Genomic DNA, 16,319 nt, shown 5'->3' with positions numbered 1-16,319 from the left:
CTACGGTAATCTACAGATGGAAACGGTTTCCATTCGCATTCACTGCAGTGTCTCCAGCAGGGTCAGCAGGCGGTCGACCTCATCCACCGTGTTGTAGACGTGCAGGCTGATCCGTACCGAGCCCTCGCGGTCCCCGGCCCCCGCCTGGCACAGGCTGTCCGCCCGCACCATGAACCCGTGGCTGAACAGGATGAAACCGAGGTCGTCGGAGGGGATGTCGCGGTGCCGGAAGGTGACGATGCCGTGGCGCCGCCGCACGGCGGAGCCGGCCGGCAGACTGGCCTGGCAGCCCAGGATCTCGTAGGGGGACAGACGGTGGAGCCGGTCGGTGAGCCGGGCCGTCAGGGCGGTGGTCCAGCGGGCGATCCGGTCCGTGCCCGCCGCGTCCAGCCAGTCCAGGGCGGCCGTCAGAGCGGCGATGCCCGCGGTGTTGGGGGTGCCCTGCCAGCCGCCGGGCCGGAACTCCGGGCCGCGGGTGTCCCGGGCCCAGACGGCTCCGGTACCGGGCAGGGCCAGCGCCTTGTGCCCGGAGAAGACCACGAAGTCGACGTCGAGCTCCCGCACGGAGACGGGCAGATGGCCGATGCTCTGGGCGGCGTCCAAGCAGATCGGCACATCCGGTCCGACCGCCTCCCGGATGCGGCGGACGTCCATGTCACCGCCGTAGACGTGGTGGACGTGCGTGACGGCGGCGAAGCGGGTCCGCGGTCCGGCCGCCGCGGCCAGCGCCCGGTGGTCGTAGTCGCCGGACACCTCCTGGTACGGCAGGCCGCGCAGACGCACGGTGACGCCCTGCCGCCGCAGCAGCCGCTGGGCCTCCAGCCAGGGTTCCAGGTTCGCCCGGTGGTCGGCGAAGGGGACGAGGATCTCGTCGCCGTCGGCCAGCAGGCCGGTGAGCCAGTCGCGGGCGACGCTCCGCAGCCCTTCCGTGGTGCCGCTGGTGAAGTGGACGCCCGAGCCCTCCCGGCCGGTGTCGCCGAGGAACTCCCCGACCCGGCGCCGGGCCCGCTCGACCATCGCCGTCGTCCGGTTGGCCCACGGGTAGGCGCCCCGCCCGGCGTTGGCGTTGGAGGTCGTCAGGTACTCCGACACGGCACCGAGGACGGTCCGCGGCTTCTGCGAGGTGGCCGCGCTGTCGAGATAGACCAGGTCCGGGTGGCCGGTGATGATGGGGAACTGCTCCCTCAGCTCCCGCTGCCAGCCGCTCAGTTCCTCCAGGGTGTCCGCCATCGTGTCCCCCGGCATGCCGTCCGTCCGCCCGTCGGGCATGGGCGTCAGTCCCGGACCAGCGGGGCGCCGGCGTCCCGCCACGCGACGATGCCCCCGGACAGGCTGCGCGCGTCCGGATGGCCCATGCGGCGCAGCAGCGCGGCGTAGCGGGCGGACTTCTCACCGACCGGGCAGGCCAGCAGGACCGGCTGGCGGGTGCCGAACGGCAGGCCGCTGCGGACGAGTTCGCCGAACAGCTCGTCCGGGATGTTGACGGACCCCTCGATGTGCAGCGCGGCATACGCCCGCGGACCGCGCAGGTCGATCACCAGCGGCCGCGGATCCTCTCCGGCGATCCACCGCCGGGCGTCGCCGGTCGTGACGGTCCGGGCCTCCGCCCGGATCTCGGCCTCGGTCAGGGCCGCGGCCGAGTTCTTCCGGGGCGGCCGGCCGAAGAGCTCGGGGCGGCGCTGCCGGACGTAGCCGAGATAGCTCTCGGCCCGGTCGCAGACGATGAAGACCGCGGTCCGGCGCCCGCCGGAGGGCTCGTCGAGGGCGCGGAGACGGCGCACCGCGCCGTGGTACGCGGCGCCGCCGGTGGGCCCGGCCAGCAGGCCGCAGCGGCGGATCAGGGTCAGCATGCCGTCGATGGCCTCGTCGGCCGTCACCGGCTCGATGGCGTCATACGTCGCCGGGTCGAAGAGCCCCACCTGCTGGACCTCGTCGATCGTGCGGATACCGGGTATGAAGTCCGACTTGTGGGCGACCAGCCCGAGGACCCGCACCTCGGGGTCGTGTTCGCGCAGAACCCGGGCCACCCCGGTGGAGGAACCCGCGGTGCCCACACAGGCGATGAACCAGTCGGGGGCCCGCCCGTCCAGGTCCTTGACGATCTCCGGCCCGGTGCCCGACGCGTGCGCCTCGGTGTTGCGCTGGTTGAAGTACTGGTCGGTGTGGAGATAGGCGTTGCCCGGTCCCGCGAGCGCCTGGTGGAAGCGGGTCAGCGGGTCCTCGGTGTCGGTCGGGTCGAGACACTCGCTCTGCCCCGGCAGCTCCTCGATCTCCGCGCCCAGGAGGAGAAGCAGCTCCTTGATCTCCGGCACCCGCATCCGGTTGGTGACGCTCTTGAACCGCAGTCCGTGCATCCCCGCGAGCAGGGCCAGTGCCTTCGCGGTGTTGCCGCTCGACAGCTCCACCACCGTCGCCCCGCGCTCCGCGGCATCGGCGAGACCGGGCCGTGCCATGTTCCAGGCGGCCCGGTCCTTGACCGAGCCGAAGGGGTTGAGCATCTCCAGCTTGGCGTAGAGGTCGGTGTGGCGCAGGCCGTGCACCGCCGGGTCGATGCGCACCAGCGGTGTGTTGCCGATGGCCTCGGTGATGCTGTCGTACCTCATGACGTCGGTCCCCCCGTTCCCGTGATCGGCCAGTAGTCCTCGTCCGGGCACCAGCGCCAGGAGGCCCCCTCCCGGGTGACGGCGACAGTGCGGGCGAACGGCTGCCGCTGGGCCCGATGAGCGCGGAAGTCCATCGCGTAGCCCGCCGTGTTGGCGAACGCCAGCAGGTCGCCGGCGCGTGGCCGCCTCGGCAGGAACACCTTCCGGCGGGTGATCAGATCGGCCTCCAGGCAGAGGTTTCCGGCCAGGTAGACCTCCGCGGGTCCGTCGTCGTCCGCCTGCTCCGGCAGGGGCGTCCGGGGAACGAGGACCGGGTCGACGAGGACGCCGTGCTCCTCCAGGCTCATGTCCCCGGCGTTCATGCCGAGGCGCACCAGAAGGTCCTCGGAGTCGTGGCCGGCGCGGCGGACGTCGATCACCCGTGCCAGCGACAGCCCGCACTGGTCGGCGAGCGCGCGGCCCGGTTCGCAGACGAGGTCGTAGAGGTGTTCCAGGAGGAGGGTGGCCAGCGGGCGGCCCGAGGCGGGGAGGGGTGCGAGAGCAGCTCGTCGAGGTATCCGGGCCCGGCGGTGGGGCGGTGGGCCGGATAGAGCGCGAGCGCCCCGCGGAGCGTGCCGCCCTCGTTGCGCAGGCCGTAGCCGTGGCCGCGCCAGGTCAGGGCGGGGCGGGTGCCCAGCACCGCGTTGGCCAGCTCGCTGGTGTACCGCTCCCACTGGCCGGCTTCCGCGACGTAGCCGACCCCGAAGCCGCCGCCGATGTCGATGACGCGCGGATCCAGGCCGCGGGCGCGGCACTCGTCCAGGACGGCGACGCTCTGCTCCAGGGCGGCGGCCTTCTCCGCGAGGCCGGTGGTGTCGAGATGGTGGGCGACACCGGTCAGCCGGACCGCGTCCCGGTGCCGTTCGGCCGCGTCGAGGAGCGCGCCCGCCTCCCGCAGCGGTGAACCGAAGCGGCTGCGGCGGGAGAGCGCCCTCACCCCGGACACGCCGGGCCCGGTGGCCGTCTCGAACGCCGACAGCCGCAGCAGGACGTCGACCCGGGGCAGGGTGTACTTCCGTACCAGATCGGCCAGTTGGCCGAGTTCGGTGGGCGAGTCGAGGTTCACGGTGGCGCCGGTGCGGGCGGCGAGCCACAGGAACTCCGGGTCCTTCGGGCCGGTGGCCATGATCCGGTCCGGGGTGACGCCGCACGCGAGGGCGTGTTGCAGCTCGCCCAGGGAGGCGACGTCGACGCCCACCGCCGCCGGGTCGGCCACAGCCAGCCGGCGGACCAGCGCACCGGACCGGTTCGCCTTGTGCGCGAAGTACACCCGTCCGGTGAGCCGGTGCTCCTGGTAGACGCCGCGGAAACGGTCGGCGTTCTCGGCGATCCGGTCGGGGAGCAGCAGGTTGAGCGGGGAGCCGAGGGCGTCGGCGAGGGAGTGCAGAAAGGGGGCGTCCGCCAGCAGCGAGCTGAGCGGTGGCTCCAGCCGTGGTCGCAGATATAAGGGCACGCGCACGACAAACCCCTCCCCCTGGCCGGCGGCGTCGCCGGAGACCGGACGGCACCTCGTACGGCTGCCGGCGGCTCGGACAACCGTACGGGAATCATCATGTCCGGTGACATCTCCCTTTAAGCCCTGGCTTGCCCGATGGGCTCGGCCGTGTCGGGCCCCGGGTGCCGCCCCCGGCCGGAGGGTGACGGGCCGGGAGCCGGGGACCGGAACCGGTGCGGGGTGCGGGACGGCGGCCTTCCCCCGGCGCGCCGGTGCCGGATGCCGCCGCGGGACATTCCGTGCTGGGGAACGGTGGCGGGCCCTCCTCGGCGGCGTCGGCGCTGTATCGGCAATGGGTTCCATTGCCGATAAGCTGCCCGGTGCCGCCGGGTTCCATGCCGCGCGACGCGCACACCGCGGGCCCGGGTGCCCCGGCCGCGCCGCGTGCCCGGGTGTTCAGCGCGGGGTTCCCTCCGGGCTGGGGGCGGGGGCGGGGGTGGCGGGGGCGGGGGCCTCGTCGAGGGTGTTCGTCCGCGTCTCGCGCGTCCGCCACACGGTGAGCGCGGTGATCGCCGCACCGCCGCACAGCAGCAGGGAGACCGGAGTGCTGTCGCCGCCGGAGGAGGCCAGCAGGCTGCTGGCGATGAGCGGGGAGAAGCCCGCGCCGATCAGCGTCGCGCCCTGGTAGCCGAGGGAGGCGCCGGTGTAGCGGACGCGGGTGCCGAACATCTCGCTGAGCAGGGCGCCGAGAGGTGCGTACATGAGGGACTGGGCTATCCCGTGGCCGAGAACGAGGGCGAGAATCAGCAGTCCGGGGGAACCGGAGTTCACCAGGGCGAGGACCGGGAACGCCAGCGCGGCGGAGGCGATGGCCCCGGCCAGCACGACAGGACGGCGGCCGATCCGGTCGGACAGGGCGGAGGCGGCCGGCAGCACGAGCAGGGCCGTGCACGAGGCGAGGGTGACGCCGGTGAGGACCTGCGGGCGGCTGTAGCCCTCGCCGACGGCGTAGGAGATCATGAAGCTGGCCAGCAGCGACTGGGCGGTGAACGCGCCGATCCCGATGCCCGCCGCGCGCAGCACCGGAGCGGGGCGGCGGAGCACCTCCACGACCGGCGGCCGTGCGGCGGGCTCCCCCTTCGTCCGGGCGAACAGCGGGCTCTCGGCGACCTTCAGGCGGACGAACAGGCCGACGGCCAGCAGCCCGATGCTGAGCAGGAACGGTACCCGCCAGCCCCATGAGCGGAAGTCGTCGTCGGGCAGCGCGGCGACCAGCGTGACCACGCCCGCCGAGAGGACCGAGCCGAGCGGGGCCCCGAGCTGGGTGGCGCTGGACCAGAGGCCGCGCCGGGAGCTCTGGGTCCGCTCGGCGTGCTCGACGACCATCAGGGTCGCGCCGCCCCACTCCCCGCCGATGGCGAGGCCCTGCACCACGCGCAGGGAGACCAGCAGGACGGGCGCCCACACGCCGATCGCGTCATAGGTGGGCAGGACGCCGATGAGGAAGCTGGCGACGCCCATCAGGGTCATGGTCAGCAGCATCATCGACTTGCGGCCTATCCGGTCGCCGAAGTGGCCGAAGAGGATGCCGCCGAGCGGGCGGGCCACATAGCCCGCGGCGAAGGTGCCGAAGGCCGCGATCGTGCCGACCGCGGGGTCGGCGCCGGGGAAGAACAGGCCGCCGAAGACCAGCGCGGCGACCGTTCCGTACACGAGGAAGTCGTAGAACTCGATGGCGGTGCCGAGCATGCTCGACAGGGCCACGCGGCGCAACTGCCGCTGGTCTTCGGAGTTCTGGCGGTCCGGGGAGGAAGAGGAGGACGGCTGCACGATGAGCTCCTGAGACGGGGGCCGGATGCCCGAGGAACCTAGGCAGTAATCACATGCTCGTCAATCATTTGCACAACATTATTCGAGTCGATCCTCGGCCAGGCGCAGCAGCAGGCCGTGCAGCGTCTCCCGCTCGTCCGTGGTGAGCGGGGCCAGCAGGTCGCCCGTCACGCGCCTGCTCGCCTCGTCGCTGTCGCGGAGAAAGGCGCGGCCCTCCTCGGTGAGCGCCACGATCCGGCTGCGCCGGTCCTCGGGGGACGGGCGGCGCTCGGCCAGGTGCAGCTTCTCCAGGTCGTCGACCAGCCCGACGATCGCGCTGGGGTCGTAGCCGAGCCGGGTGCTCAGCTCCCGCTGGAGGGCCCCCTCGCAGGTGGCCAGGAAGCGCAGCAGCGCGTAATGGCGCAGGCGCAGTCCCGACTCCTGGAGGGAGGCGTTGAACAGCTGCCCCGAGCGCAGGCCCAGGCGGTAGAGCAGGTAGCCCGTGTCCGCGTGCAGTCCGCGCATCCACGGTTCGTGCGCGTCGATCGGGGTGCCGGCGGATTTCTCGGTGTGCGGCTTGCGGGTGATGGCGGGCTCCGGGGTCCGGGGTGTGCGGCGTACGGGAGCAGTCTCGCGTACCTTGCCGAGTGGGAACAACTATTGACGTCAACAATCATTGCTCTTAGCTTCGATTGCGCAGTCGCGGCGTCTCCGCGCTCCGCACCACTCCGTGAAGGGACTCGCTTGTGCACCTGATCGATCTGAGCGGCAAGGCCGCCGTCGTCACCGGCAGCGGCCGGGGCCTGGGCCTGGCCTACGCGCGGGCTCTGGCCGCCCACGGCGCGTCCGTGGTCGTCAACGACATCGACGAGAGCGTGGCCGGGCAGGCCGTGAAGTCGATCAGCGAAGCGGGCGGAACCGCCGTCGCCGAGACCGTCGCGGTCGGTACGGCCGAGGCCGCCGACCGGCTGGTGAACCGTGCGGTCACCGAGTTCGGCCGGCTGGACATCCTCGTCACCAACGCCGGCATCCTGCGCGACAAGGTGCTGTGGAAGATGACCGACGACGACTTCGACGCGGTGCTCACCACCCACCTCAAGGGAACCTTCACCTGCGCCCGGGCCGCCGCCGTCCGCATGCGCGAACAGGGCGGGGGCGGCACTCTGATCCTGGTCGGCTCCCCGGCCGGGCAGCGCGGCAACTTCGGCCAGACCAACTACGCCGCGGCCAAGGCCGGCATCGCCGCCATGGCCCGCACCTGGTCCATGGAACTGGCTCGCGCCGGCATCACGGTCAACGCGATCGTGCCCGTCGCGGCCACGGCGATGACGGAGACCATCCCCGCCTTCGCCCCGTACATCGAGGCCATGAAGAACGGCGAAGCGCTGCCCGGCTTCCTGCGCAAGGGGGAAGGCTTCGGCACCCCCGAGGACTGCGCCGCCCTCATCCCCTTCCTCGCCTCCGAGGCGGCCCGGGACGTGACCGGCCAGTGCATCGGCATCGGCGGCGACCGGGTCACGCTCTGGTCCCACCCCCGGGAGATCAGGGCCGCCTACGCCGACGGCGGCTGGCGCCCCGAGGCGCTGGCCGACGCCTGGCACACGTCGGTCGGCGCCGAACCCGAGACCGTCGGCATCCCCGCGCCCAAGGTCCCGGAGGCATGATGAACGTCGAGGAACTGGCCGCGATCGACGTCCACACGCACGCCGAGGTGTCGTCGAAGGGGCGCGCGTCCCTGGACGACGACCTGCACGACGCCTCCGCCGCCTACTTCAAGGTCGAGGGCAAGCGGAAGCCGACCCTGGAGGAGACGGCCGCGTACTACCGCGAGCGGAAGATGGCCGCCGTGATCTTCACGGTGGACGCCGAGTCCGCCACCGGCACCGAGCCGGTCCCCAACGAGGAGGTCGCCGAGGCCGCCGCCGCCAACGCGGACGTGCTGATCCCCTTCGCCTCCATCGACCCCTTCCGCGGCAGGGCGGGTGTGCGTCGGGCCCGCCGCCTGGTGGAGGAGTACGGGGTGAAGGGCTTCAAGTTCCACCCCAGCATCCAGGGCTTCTTCCCCAACGACCGCGCGGTGGCCTACGCCTTGTACGAGGTCATCGAGGAGACGGGGACGATCGCCCTGTTCCACACCGGTCAGACCGGCATCGGCGCCGGCGTCCCCGGCGGAGGCGGCATCCGCCTGAAGTACTCCAACCCGCTGCACGTGGACGACGTGGCCGCCGACTTCCCGCACTTGAAGATCATCCTCGCGCACCCGTCCTTCCCCTGGCAGGACGAGGCGCTCGCCGTCGCCACGCACAAACCGGGGGTGCACATCGACCTGTCCGGCTGGTCGCCCAAGTACTTCCCGCCGCAGCTCGTGCAGTACGCCAATACGCTGCTCAAGGACAAGGTCCTCTTCGGCTCCGACTTCCCCGTCCTCACCCCCGACCGCTGGCTCGCCGACTTCGGCAAGCTGGCGATCAAGGACGAGGTCAAGCCGAAGATCCTCAAGGAGAACGCCGCCCGCCTGCTCGGGCTCACCACACCGTGAAGGGGCAGCCCATGTGCTCTCGCACGCGCTCCGCCCGGCACGACGACGGACGGGGGCGGACCGATGCGCAATGAGGGACTGGGGTCCTGGCCGGCGCGCCGGGCGCGCAAGACCCCGCACCGCCCCGCACTGGTCCACGACGATGTCACCGTCACCTACGCGGACCTGCACTCCCGCACCACCCGTCTCGCCCACGCCCTGCGCGCCGCGGGCATCCGGCGCGGGGACCGTGTCGCCTACCTCGGCCCGAACCACCCCTCCTACCTGGAGACGCTGTTCGCCACCGGGCTCCTCGGCGCGGTCTTCGTCCCCCTCAACATCCGCCTGGCCGGCCCCGAGATCGCCTACCAGCTCGCCGACTCCGGCGCCAAGGTGCTCGTCCACGGTCCGTCATGTGCCGGGCTGGTGGCGGGGCTGCCGGAGGACACCGACGTCCGGACGTATGTCGAGGTCGGGCCGGAGTACGAGCGGGCGCTGGCCGCCGGCTCCACCGAGACCCTCGACGAGCCCGTCACCCCGGACGACACCTGCATCATCATGTACACCTCGGGCACGACGGGCCGTCCCAAGGGCGCGATGCTCACGCACGCCAATCTGACGTGGAACGCGGTCAACGTCCTCGTCGACCAGGATCTGACCGCCGGCGAGCGCGCTCTCGTCTCCGCCCCGCTCTTCCACACCGCGGGGCTGAACATGCTGACGCTCCCGGTGCTGCTCAAGGGCGGTACCTGCGTCCTGGCCGAGGCCTTCGACCCGGGTGCCACGCTGGACCTCGTCGAACGGCACGCGATCACCTTCATGTTCGGCGTACCGGCCATGTTCGACCAGATGGCACGGCACCCGAGGTGGGCCGACGCCGACCTCTCCAGCCTGCGCATGCTCACCTGCGGCGGCTCGCCCGTGCCGACTCCGCTGATCACCGCGTACCAGGCGCGGGGGCTCACGTTCCTCCAGGGCTACGGGATGACCGAGGCCGCCCCCGGAACCCTGTTCCTGGACGCCGAGCACGCCGTGAGCAAGGCCGGATCGGCCGGCGTACCGCACTTCTTCAGCGATGTGCGGGTCGTCCGGCCGGACCTCACCCCCGTCGACGCGGGCGAGACCGGGGAGATCGTCGTCCGGGGCCCCCACGTCATGCCCGGGTACTGGGGGCTGCCCGAGGAGACCGCCGCGGTCTTCGCGGACGGCTGGTTCCGCAGCGGGGACGCGGCCCGCGTCGACGAGGACGGCTATGTCTACGTCGTCGACCGCCTCAAAGACATGATCATCTCGGGCGGGGAGAACGTATACCCCGCCGAGATCGAGAACGCGCTGCTCGCGCACCCCGACATCGTCGAATGCGCTGTGATCGGCGTGGCCGACGAGAAGTGGGGCGAGGTGCCGCGGGCGGTGGTCGTCCCGCGCGAAGGAGCCGTCCTCGACCCCGGGGAGGTACTCGGCTCACTGGCCGGGCGGCTCGCCCGGTACAAGATCCCCAAGTCCGTGGTGATCGCGGACGAACTCCCGCGCACGGCTTCCGGAAAGCTCCTCAAGCCACAGGTGCGCTCCCGTTTCGGCAACCAACCCGACGTCAAGGACCCCACATGAGCATCACTGTCAACGGTCTCGGCGAACTGAAGAAGCTGGCCGGCACCGACCTGGGCACCAGCGAATGGATCGAGGTCACCCAGGAACGGATCAACACCTTCGCCGATGCCACCGGCGACCACCAGTGGATCCACGTCGACCCGGAGAAGGCCAAGGACGGCCCCTTCGGAGCGCCCATCGCGCACGGCTATCTGACCCTCTCCCTCTTCATCCCGCTCTTCACCGAACTGCTCGACGTCCGCGGCGTGACGACGAAGGTCAACTACGGCCTCAACAAGGTGCGTTTCCCCGCCCCGGTGCGGGCGGGTTCGCGTATCCGCCTGGCCGGCCGGCTGGTGGACGTGTCGGACGTGGCGGGCGGAGTCCAAGTCGCCGTCGAGGGCACGATCGAGATCGAGGGCGGCGCGAAGCCGGCCGCGGTGCTGCAGAGCCTGTCGCGGTTCTACGCCTGAGCGTGCCGCACGGGGACGAGGTCGAGGAGACGTTCCGCCGAGGTTCTCGCGAGCGGGGCGAGCCGGTCGAACACGGTCCGGAACGTCTTCTCGGCCGCGTCGGCGGGCCAGTCGTCCGGCAGGTGCACGACCGGCAGCCGGGGGTCCCGGCGGATGATCCGCAGCCACTCCGTCTGCAGCACCAGCCGCAGTGCGAGCGCGTCGTCGGCCTCGGGCACCTCGGCCTCCCACTTCTCCCAGCGCCGGGCGAACGCCTCGTAGCGCGCGGCCAGTCCGGACAGCTCCCAGGTCTCCTCGATCATCGCGCCGACGTCCGTGCGCGGGTCGGCGTGCGCGCGGAAGACCTTCACGTGCGCGGTGAGACCCAACTCGTCGACCAGGTCCGACACGTCCACCTCGCCAGGGGCGATCCACAGTCCGTTGAACAGCGGGCCGAAGCCGCTCCAGGTCAGTTTCGAGCGCAGGTCGTGCCGCTGGCGCTGCCAGGAGTCCGGCAGGGAGAAACCGAGCAGGGTCCATGTGCCGTCCCACTGCCGGTTGACCGCGCCGGTCTGCCAGATGCGCCGCTCGCCGTCGCGCAGAACGGTGGCCGAGTGCTCGGTCAGCCCGAAGTACATCCGGCGGCCCTCGCGCTGGCGGCGCAGCAGTCCGCGGTTCACCATGCGGGTCAGGGTGGAGCGTGTGGCCTGTTCGCTGACGCCGACCCGGGCGAAGACGTCGATGACGCTGCCGGAGTACACGCACACGTCCCGCCCGAGCACCTGGTCGCCGAGGAAGGTCAGCATCAGGGACTGCGGTCGCAGCGACTCTTCTCCGGTCACGCGTCCCACCGTACGCTGCGCCGATCAGCACGTCAGCCTCGGCCGGCGGAACGCGTGGGCGGGGCCCCGCGCGGGAACGGATCGTCGTCCGGCGATTCGGAACGGCTCCCCGGGGCACCCGCTGGGTGTCCTCGGGCCGCGTATGGCCCGGGGCGCACGAGGGACTCCGGACGACGGGAGGTTTCCACCCCTCCCGCAGCACCACCGTCCGCCGCCGCGCAGCGGGAGGCCTGCGAGATGAGCGAGATGCAGTTCGGTGTCTTCACCGTCGGTGACGTCACGCCCGACCCCACCACGGGGAGCACCCCCACGGAAGCGGAACGGATCCGGGGGACCGTCGCCATCGCCAGGAAGGCCGAGGAGGTCGGCCTGGACGTCTTCGCCACCGGCGAGCACCACAACCCGCCCTTCGTCCCGTCCTCGCCCACCACCCTGCTCGGCTACATCGCCGCGCAGACCGAGCGGATCATCCTGTCCACGTCCACCACGCTGATCACCACGAACGACCCGGTGAAGATCGCCGAGGACTTCAGCGTGCTGCAGCACCTCTCCGGCGGGCGCACGGACGTGATGCTGGGGCGGGGCAACACCGGCCCCGTCTATCCCTGGTTCGGGCAGGACATCCGGCAGGCCATCCCGCTGACGGTCGAACACTACGGGCTGCTGCGCCGCCTGTGGCGCGAGGAGAGCGTCGACTGGGAGGGCAAGCTGCGCACGCCGTTGCAGGGATTCACCCTCGCCCCCCGGCCCCTGGACGGCATCCCGCCCTTCGTCTGGCACGGCTCCATCCGTACGCCCGAGATCGCCGAACTGGCGGCCTACTACGGGGACGGCTTCTTCGCCAACCACATCTTCTGGCCCCCCTCCCACACGCGGACCATGGTGGAGCTGTACCGCCGGCGCTTCGAACACTACGGCCACGGCCGGCCCGAGCAGGCCGTCGTGGGTCTGGGCGGGCAGGTATTCATGCGTCGCAACAGCCAGGACGCCGTCAGGGAGTTCCGGCCGTACTTCGACAACGCTCCGGTCTACGGGCACGGACCCTCGCTGGAGGAGTTCACCGCCCAGACACCCCTCACGGTCGGCTCACCCGGGGAGGTCATCGAGAAGACGCTGGGCTTCCGCGAGTACGCCGGCGACTACCAGCGCCAGCTGTTCCTCATCGACCACGCCGGGCTCCCGCTCAAGACCGTACTGGAGCAGCTCGACCTGCTGGGTGAAGAGGTGGTCCCCGTGCTCCGCAAGGAGTTCGCCGCGGGCAGGCCCGCCGGCGTACCGGCCGCGCCGACCCATCAGTCGCTGCTCAGGGCGCGGAGCGCGGAGCGGGCGACCGCCGCACCGGAATCCACGGACGAGTGAAGGGATCGGTCCCGGCGATGACAACACTGGCGATCATCAGCGGTGGCCTGCGCCGGCCGTCCTCCACCCGTCTGCTCGCCGACCGGCTGGAGGCGGCCGTACGCGGCGAACTGGAGGCCGCCGGCGCCACGGTCGCGTCCTCGTTCGTGGAACTGCGGCCCCTGGGGCGGGCCGTGATCGACGCGATGCTGACCGGATTCGCCACGGACCCCCTGGAATCGGCGTTCGAGACGGTCGCGGGCGCGGACGGCGTCATCGCCGTCACACCGGCCTTCAACGCCTCCTACAGCGGCCTCTTCAAGTCGTTCTTCGACGTGCTGCCCGAGGAAACCCTTTCGGACATGCCGGTGCTCATCGGGGCCACCGGCGGCACCGAACGCCACTCACTGGTCCTCGAGCACGCGATGCGCCCGATGTTCTCCTACCTGCACGCGATCGTCTCGCCCCGCGGTGTCTACGCCGCCACGGAAGACTTCGGCGCCCGGACCGGCTCCGCCCTGGGAGAGCGCGTCACGAGCGCGGCAGCCGACTTCGCACGCCTGGTCCGCAGCTGCGGCGCCCATCAGCGGCGCGACACCTTCGCCGAGGAACTCACCTCCATGACACGCCTGCTCGGCGGCTCCCCGCCCGGGAACGGCACACGGGGCTGAGCGCCGGAGACGGCGAAGAGAAGGAAGGCCGGTGCCCGGCCCCGTTCGGCGACGCGGGAGCGTCCGGGGCGCGGGAGGCCGCACCCGCGAAGGGCGCCCGACGGGCCGTCGCCCTGCTCAGGCGCCCTTCCCAGGGGTTAGAATTAGAAGAAGCCGAGCTTCTTCGGTGAGTACGACACCAGGAGGTTCTTCGTCTGCTGGTAGTGCTCCAGCATCATCCGGTGGTTCTCCCGGCCGATGCCCGACTGCTTGTAGCCGCCGAAGGCCGCGTGCGCCGGGTAGGCGTGGTAGCAGTTCGTCCAGACGCGGCCGGCCTGGATGGTGCGGCCGGCGCGGTAGGCGGTGTTGATGTCGCGGGTCCAGACGCCCGCGCCCAGTCCGTAGAGCGTGTCGTTGGCGGTCTTCATGGCGTCGTCGAAGTCGCTGAAGGAGGTGACGGAGACGACCGGTCCGAAGATCTCCTCCTGGAAGATCCGCATGTGGTTGCCGCCCTCGAAGATGGTGGGCTGGACGTAGTAGCCGCCCTCCATGTCCCCGCCGGCGGAGATCTGTTCGCCGCCGGTGAGGACCTTGGCGCCCTCCTGCCGGCCGATGTCCAGATAGGAGAGGATCTTCTGGAGCTGGTCGTTGGACGCCTGGGCGCCGATCATGGTGTCCGTGTCCAGGGGATGCCCGGGGACGATCTTCTCCGTACGGGCCACCGCGGCGTCGAGGAACTCCCGGTAGTGGCCCTGCTGGATCAGCGCCCGCGAGGGGCAGGTGCAGACCTCGCCCTGGTTGAGGGCGAACATCGTGAAGCCCTCCAGGGCCTTGTCGAAGAAGTCGTCGTTCGCGGACGACACGTCGTCGAAGAAGATGTTCGGGCTCTTGCCGCCGAGTTCGAGCGTGACCGGCTTGATGTTCTCGCTGGCGTACTGCATGATCAGCCGCCCCGTCGTGGTCTCGCCGGTGAAGGCGATCTTCGCGACGCGCGCGCTGGAGGCCAGCGGCTTGCCCGCCTCCACGCCGAAGCCGTTGACGATGTTGACCACACCCGGCGGGAGCAGGTCGGCGATCAGGCCCATCAGGACGTGGATCGACGCCGGTGTCTGCTCGGCGGGCTTCAGGACGACCGCGTTGCCCGCGGCGAGCGCCGGCGCCAGCTTCCAGACCGCCATCAGGATCGGGAAGTTCCACGGGATGATCTGGCCGACCACGCCCAGTGGCTCGTGGAAGTGGTACGCGACGGTGTCGTCGTCCAGCTCGCTGAGACTGCCCTCCTGGGCGCGCAGCGCACCGGCGAAGTAGCGGAAGTGGTCGATGGCGAGCGGGATGTCGGCGGCGAGCGTCTCGCGGACCGGCTTGCCGTTCTCCCAGCTCTCGGCGACCGCCAGCTCCTCCAGATGGGCCTCCATCCGGTCGGCGATCCGGTTGAGGACGGTGGCGCGCTCGGCCGCGGCGGTCCGGCCCCAGGCCGGGGCGGCCGCGTGCGCCGCGTCGAGGGCGGCCTCGACGTCCTCGGCGGTGCCCCGCGCCACCTCGGTGAACGGGCGGCCGTTCACCGGGCTGGGGTTCTCGAAGTACCGGCCGAGCTTCGGCCTGACGTACTCCCCGCCGATCCAGTGGTCGTAGCGGGGCTGGTAGGAGACGATCGCGCCGTCGGTTCCGGGCGCGGAGTAGCGGGTCATGTCGATGGCCTCCTGGGATGCGCGTGCGGGCTCGCACCGGCTGTCATCGGCCGGTCCGGCGGAGGCTAGTGACCGGAAGGTTGCAACCACGTTGCGCCGGGGCCCCGGCGACCGGTCCGCCGCCCGCGGGGCCGGCTCGCCGGCCGGTGCCCACCCCCGTGCGGCACCGGCCGGCGGGCCCGTGGCCGGAGCCGTACGCCCGGCCCTCGTCCCCCCGCTCGTCCAGGATGTCCGGCCGCCGTCCCCGCAACGACCTGTTTCGGCGTTGCCCGAAGAACGGCGGAACGGAACGATCGGGCGTGTGCCCCTGCGTTTTCACTTCACCGCGGAAGACCTGGCCCGTACCCGCGTGGCCGAGGCGCCGAGACCGCTGCTGGAGCTGGACATCGCGCTGCGGCTGCTGCAGGAGCGCACCTATCCCGTTCGGTTCGGCGCCTGGCGCAAGGAGGCGTTGCGGCGGCTGTCACCGCGGGTGCGGATGCTCTTCGAGGTGACCCCCTCGGTGGGCGCCTCCCTCGACCTGCTCGGTTCGGCCACGGTCGGTGATCCGCGGGAACTGTTCGAGGAGATCAGGTCCCTGCCCCGCGGGCACGTCCGGAAGGAGACCGAGGCGTGGGCGGTGCAGCGCCGGACGATTCCCTCCTGGACCCGGGCACTCGGCGAGGACCCGGACGTGCTGCGGCAGCTGGTGGATCTCATGGAGCACGTCCACCGGGAGGCCGTCGCGCCGCACCGGGAGCGGGTCGACGCTTTGGCCGCCGCCGACCGGGCGGTGCGCATGCGCCACGCGGCCCGCGGTGGCCGGGGAGCCCTGCTGAACTCCCTCAATCCTCGCCGGATCCGCTGGGAACCGCCGGTGCTGGCCGTGACGATGGCTTCCGGCCGCGACGCCGACGTCCATCTCGGGGGCCGCGGGCTGCTGTTGATCCCCTCCCTCTTCGGCGTCGAGTTCCCGGCGCTCGAGGACACCGCCGAACCGCAGCCCTGGATCACCTATCCGCTCAGCGGCGCGGAGACCGGGCTCGTCCTGTCGCCCGCCGCGCCGGCGGCACCCTCCCCGGCGCTGTCGGCGCTCCTGGGCGCCACCCGCGCCACGGTGCTGCGGTCCATCGCCGAGCATCCCGGGTGCACGACCACGGAACTCGCGCGGCACGCGGGCATCTCACCGGCCAGCGCCAGCGAGCACGCCACCGTGCTGCGGACCGCCGGGCTCACCACGACCACCCGCCATCGCAACACCGCGCTCCACACCGTGACGCCTGCGGGTGTGACGCTGCTCAACGCCCCGGCCGGCCGGTAGGGCGCGGCAGGAGTGTCCGGGCGTGTCGTCCCGGGGAAGACGGCCTCCGCCTGCCGCT

13 protein-coding genes and 1 pseudogene are annotated in these 16,319 nt (G+C 71.7%); 7 read left to right on the top strand and 7 right to left on the bottom strand.

All coding sequences use genetic code 11. The features are described 5' to 3' along the window. Positions 1–39 precede the first annotated feature (39 nt). From E4N63_RS02895 to E4N63_RS02875, 5 genes and pseudogenes are all read right to left on the bottom strand, one after another. Entirely contained in the window at positions 40–1,245 is a 1,206-nt protein-coding gene (locus E4N63_RS02895; RefSeq protein WP_230242324.1) for an aminotransferase class V-fold PLP-dependent enzyme, read from the bottom strand. 29 nt (positions 1,246–1,274) lie between these two features. Next, the gene (locus tag E4N63_RS02890) at positions 1,275–2,603 is read right to left on the bottom strand and encodes a pyridoxal-phosphate dependent enzyme (RefSeq protein WP_230239808.1); all 1,329 of its coding nucleotides are present in this window, start codon (positions 2,601–2,603) and stop codon (positions 1,275–1,277) included. Next, a pseudogene (locus tag E4N63_RS02885) lies at positions 2,600–4,071 on the bottom strand (Y4yA family PLP-dependent enzyme). The gene E4N63_RS02890 and the pseudogene E4N63_RS02885 overlap by 4 nt, the downstream one beginning before the upstream one ends. A 462-nt stretch (positions 4,072–4,533) precedes the next feature. Further along, the gene (locus tag E4N63_RS02880) at positions 4,534–5,826 is read right to left on the bottom strand and encodes an MFS transporter (protein WP_228430380.1); all 1,293 of its coding nucleotides are present in this window, start codon (positions 5,824–5,826) and stop codon (positions 4,534–4,536) included. A gap of 159 nt (positions 5,827–5,985) precedes the next feature. Beyond that, complete coding sequence (locus E4N63_RS02875; protein WP_230242323.1) at positions 5,986–6,411, bottom strand: MarR family winged helix-turn-helix transcriptional regulator; 426 nt, start codon at positions 6,409–6,411, stop codon at positions 5,986–5,988. Between the two features lie 221 nt (positions 6,412–6,632). Between E4N63_RS02875 and E4N63_RS02870 the strand changes: the two genes are divergently transcribed. From E4N63_RS02870 to E4N63_RS02855, 4 genes are all read left to right on the top strand, one after another. After that, positions 6,633–7,550 (top strand): SDR family oxidoreductase, encoded by a 918-nt coding sequence (locus E4N63_RS02870; RefSeq protein WP_308188632.1) that lies wholly within the window; start codon positions 6,633–6,635, stop codon positions 7,548–7,550. Next, the gene (locus E4N63_RS02865) at positions 7,550–8,425 is read left to right on the top strand and encodes an amidohydrolase family protein (RefSeq protein WP_230242321.1); all 876 of its coding nucleotides are present in this window, start codon (positions 7,550–7,552) and stop codon (positions 8,423–8,425) included. The genes E4N63_RS02870 and E4N63_RS02865 overlap by 1 nt, the downstream gene beginning before the upstream one ends. 63 nt (positions 8,426–8,488) lie before the next feature. Continuing rightward, positions 8,489–10,012: a long-chain fatty acid--CoA ligase gene (locus E4N63_RS02860; RefSeq protein ID WP_125625274.1), complete on the top strand. Its 1,524-nt coding sequence runs from the start codon at positions 8,489–8,491 to the stop codon at positions 10,010–10,012. Beyond that, positions 10,009–10,464: a MaoC family dehydratase gene (locus E4N63_RS02855; protein ID WP_125625276.1), complete on the top strand. Its 456-nt coding sequence runs from the start codon at positions 10,009–10,011 to the stop codon at positions 10,462–10,464. The genes E4N63_RS02860 and E4N63_RS02855 overlap by 4 nt, the downstream gene beginning before the upstream one ends. On the opposite strand, the gene E4N63_RS02850 is transcribed toward E4N63_RS02855, so the two are convergent. After that, positions 10,455–11,285, bottom strand: coding sequence for a PaaX family transcriptional regulator C-terminal domain-containing protein (locus E4N63_RS02850; protein WP_125625278.1), 831 nt, complete (start codon positions 11,283–11,285; stop codon positions 10,455–10,457). The genes E4N63_RS02855 and E4N63_RS02850 overlap by 10 nt on opposite strands. Before the next feature lie 246 nt (positions 11,286–11,531). On the opposite strand from E4N63_RS02850, the gene E4N63_RS02845 reads away from it, so the two are divergent. Together E4N63_RS02845 and E4N63_RS02840 are read left to right on the top strand one after the other, a co-directional pair. Further along, the gene (locus tag E4N63_RS02845) at positions 11,532–12,644 is read left to right on the top strand and encodes an LLM class flavin-dependent oxidoreductase (RefSeq protein ID WP_230242320.1); all 1,113 of its coding nucleotides are present in this window, start codon (positions 11,532–11,534) and stop codon (positions 12,642–12,644) included. 17 nt (positions 12,645–12,661) lie between these two features. Continuing rightward, on the top strand, positions 12,662–13,294 hold the full coding sequence (locus E4N63_RS02840) for a CE1759 family FMN reductase (RefSeq protein ID WP_125625280.1): 633 nt from the start codon (positions 12,662–12,664) through the stop codon (positions 13,292–13,294). A gap of 143 nt (positions 13,295–13,437) precedes the next feature. Here E4N63_RS02840 and E4N63_RS02835 read toward each other — a convergent pair whose 3' ends face one another. Next, positions 13,438–14,961, bottom strand: coding sequence for an aldehyde dehydrogenase family protein (locus E4N63_RS02835; RefSeq protein ID WP_230239807.1), 1,524 nt, complete (start codon positions 14,959–14,961; stop codon positions 13,438–13,440). Positions 14,962–15,262: 301 nt separating this feature from the next. On the opposite strand from E4N63_RS02835, the gene E4N63_RS02830 reads away from it, so the two are divergent. Then, a complete protein-coding gene (locus tag E4N63_RS02830) occupies positions 15,263–16,261 on the top strand; it encodes a helix-turn-helix transcriptional regulator (RefSeq protein WP_230239806.1) in 999 nt (332 codons plus the stop codon). Positions 16,262–16,319: the final 58 nt, after the last annotated feature.

This window comes from Streptomyces sp. MNU89, from assembly GCF_020982505.1.
GTDB lineage: Bacteria > Actinomycetota > Actinomycetes > Streptomycetales > Streptomycetaceae > Streptomyces > Streptomyces xinghaiensis.
Note: the sequence above shows the minus strand (reverse complement) of the source record. Positions and strands in the feature narration are given on the sequence as shown.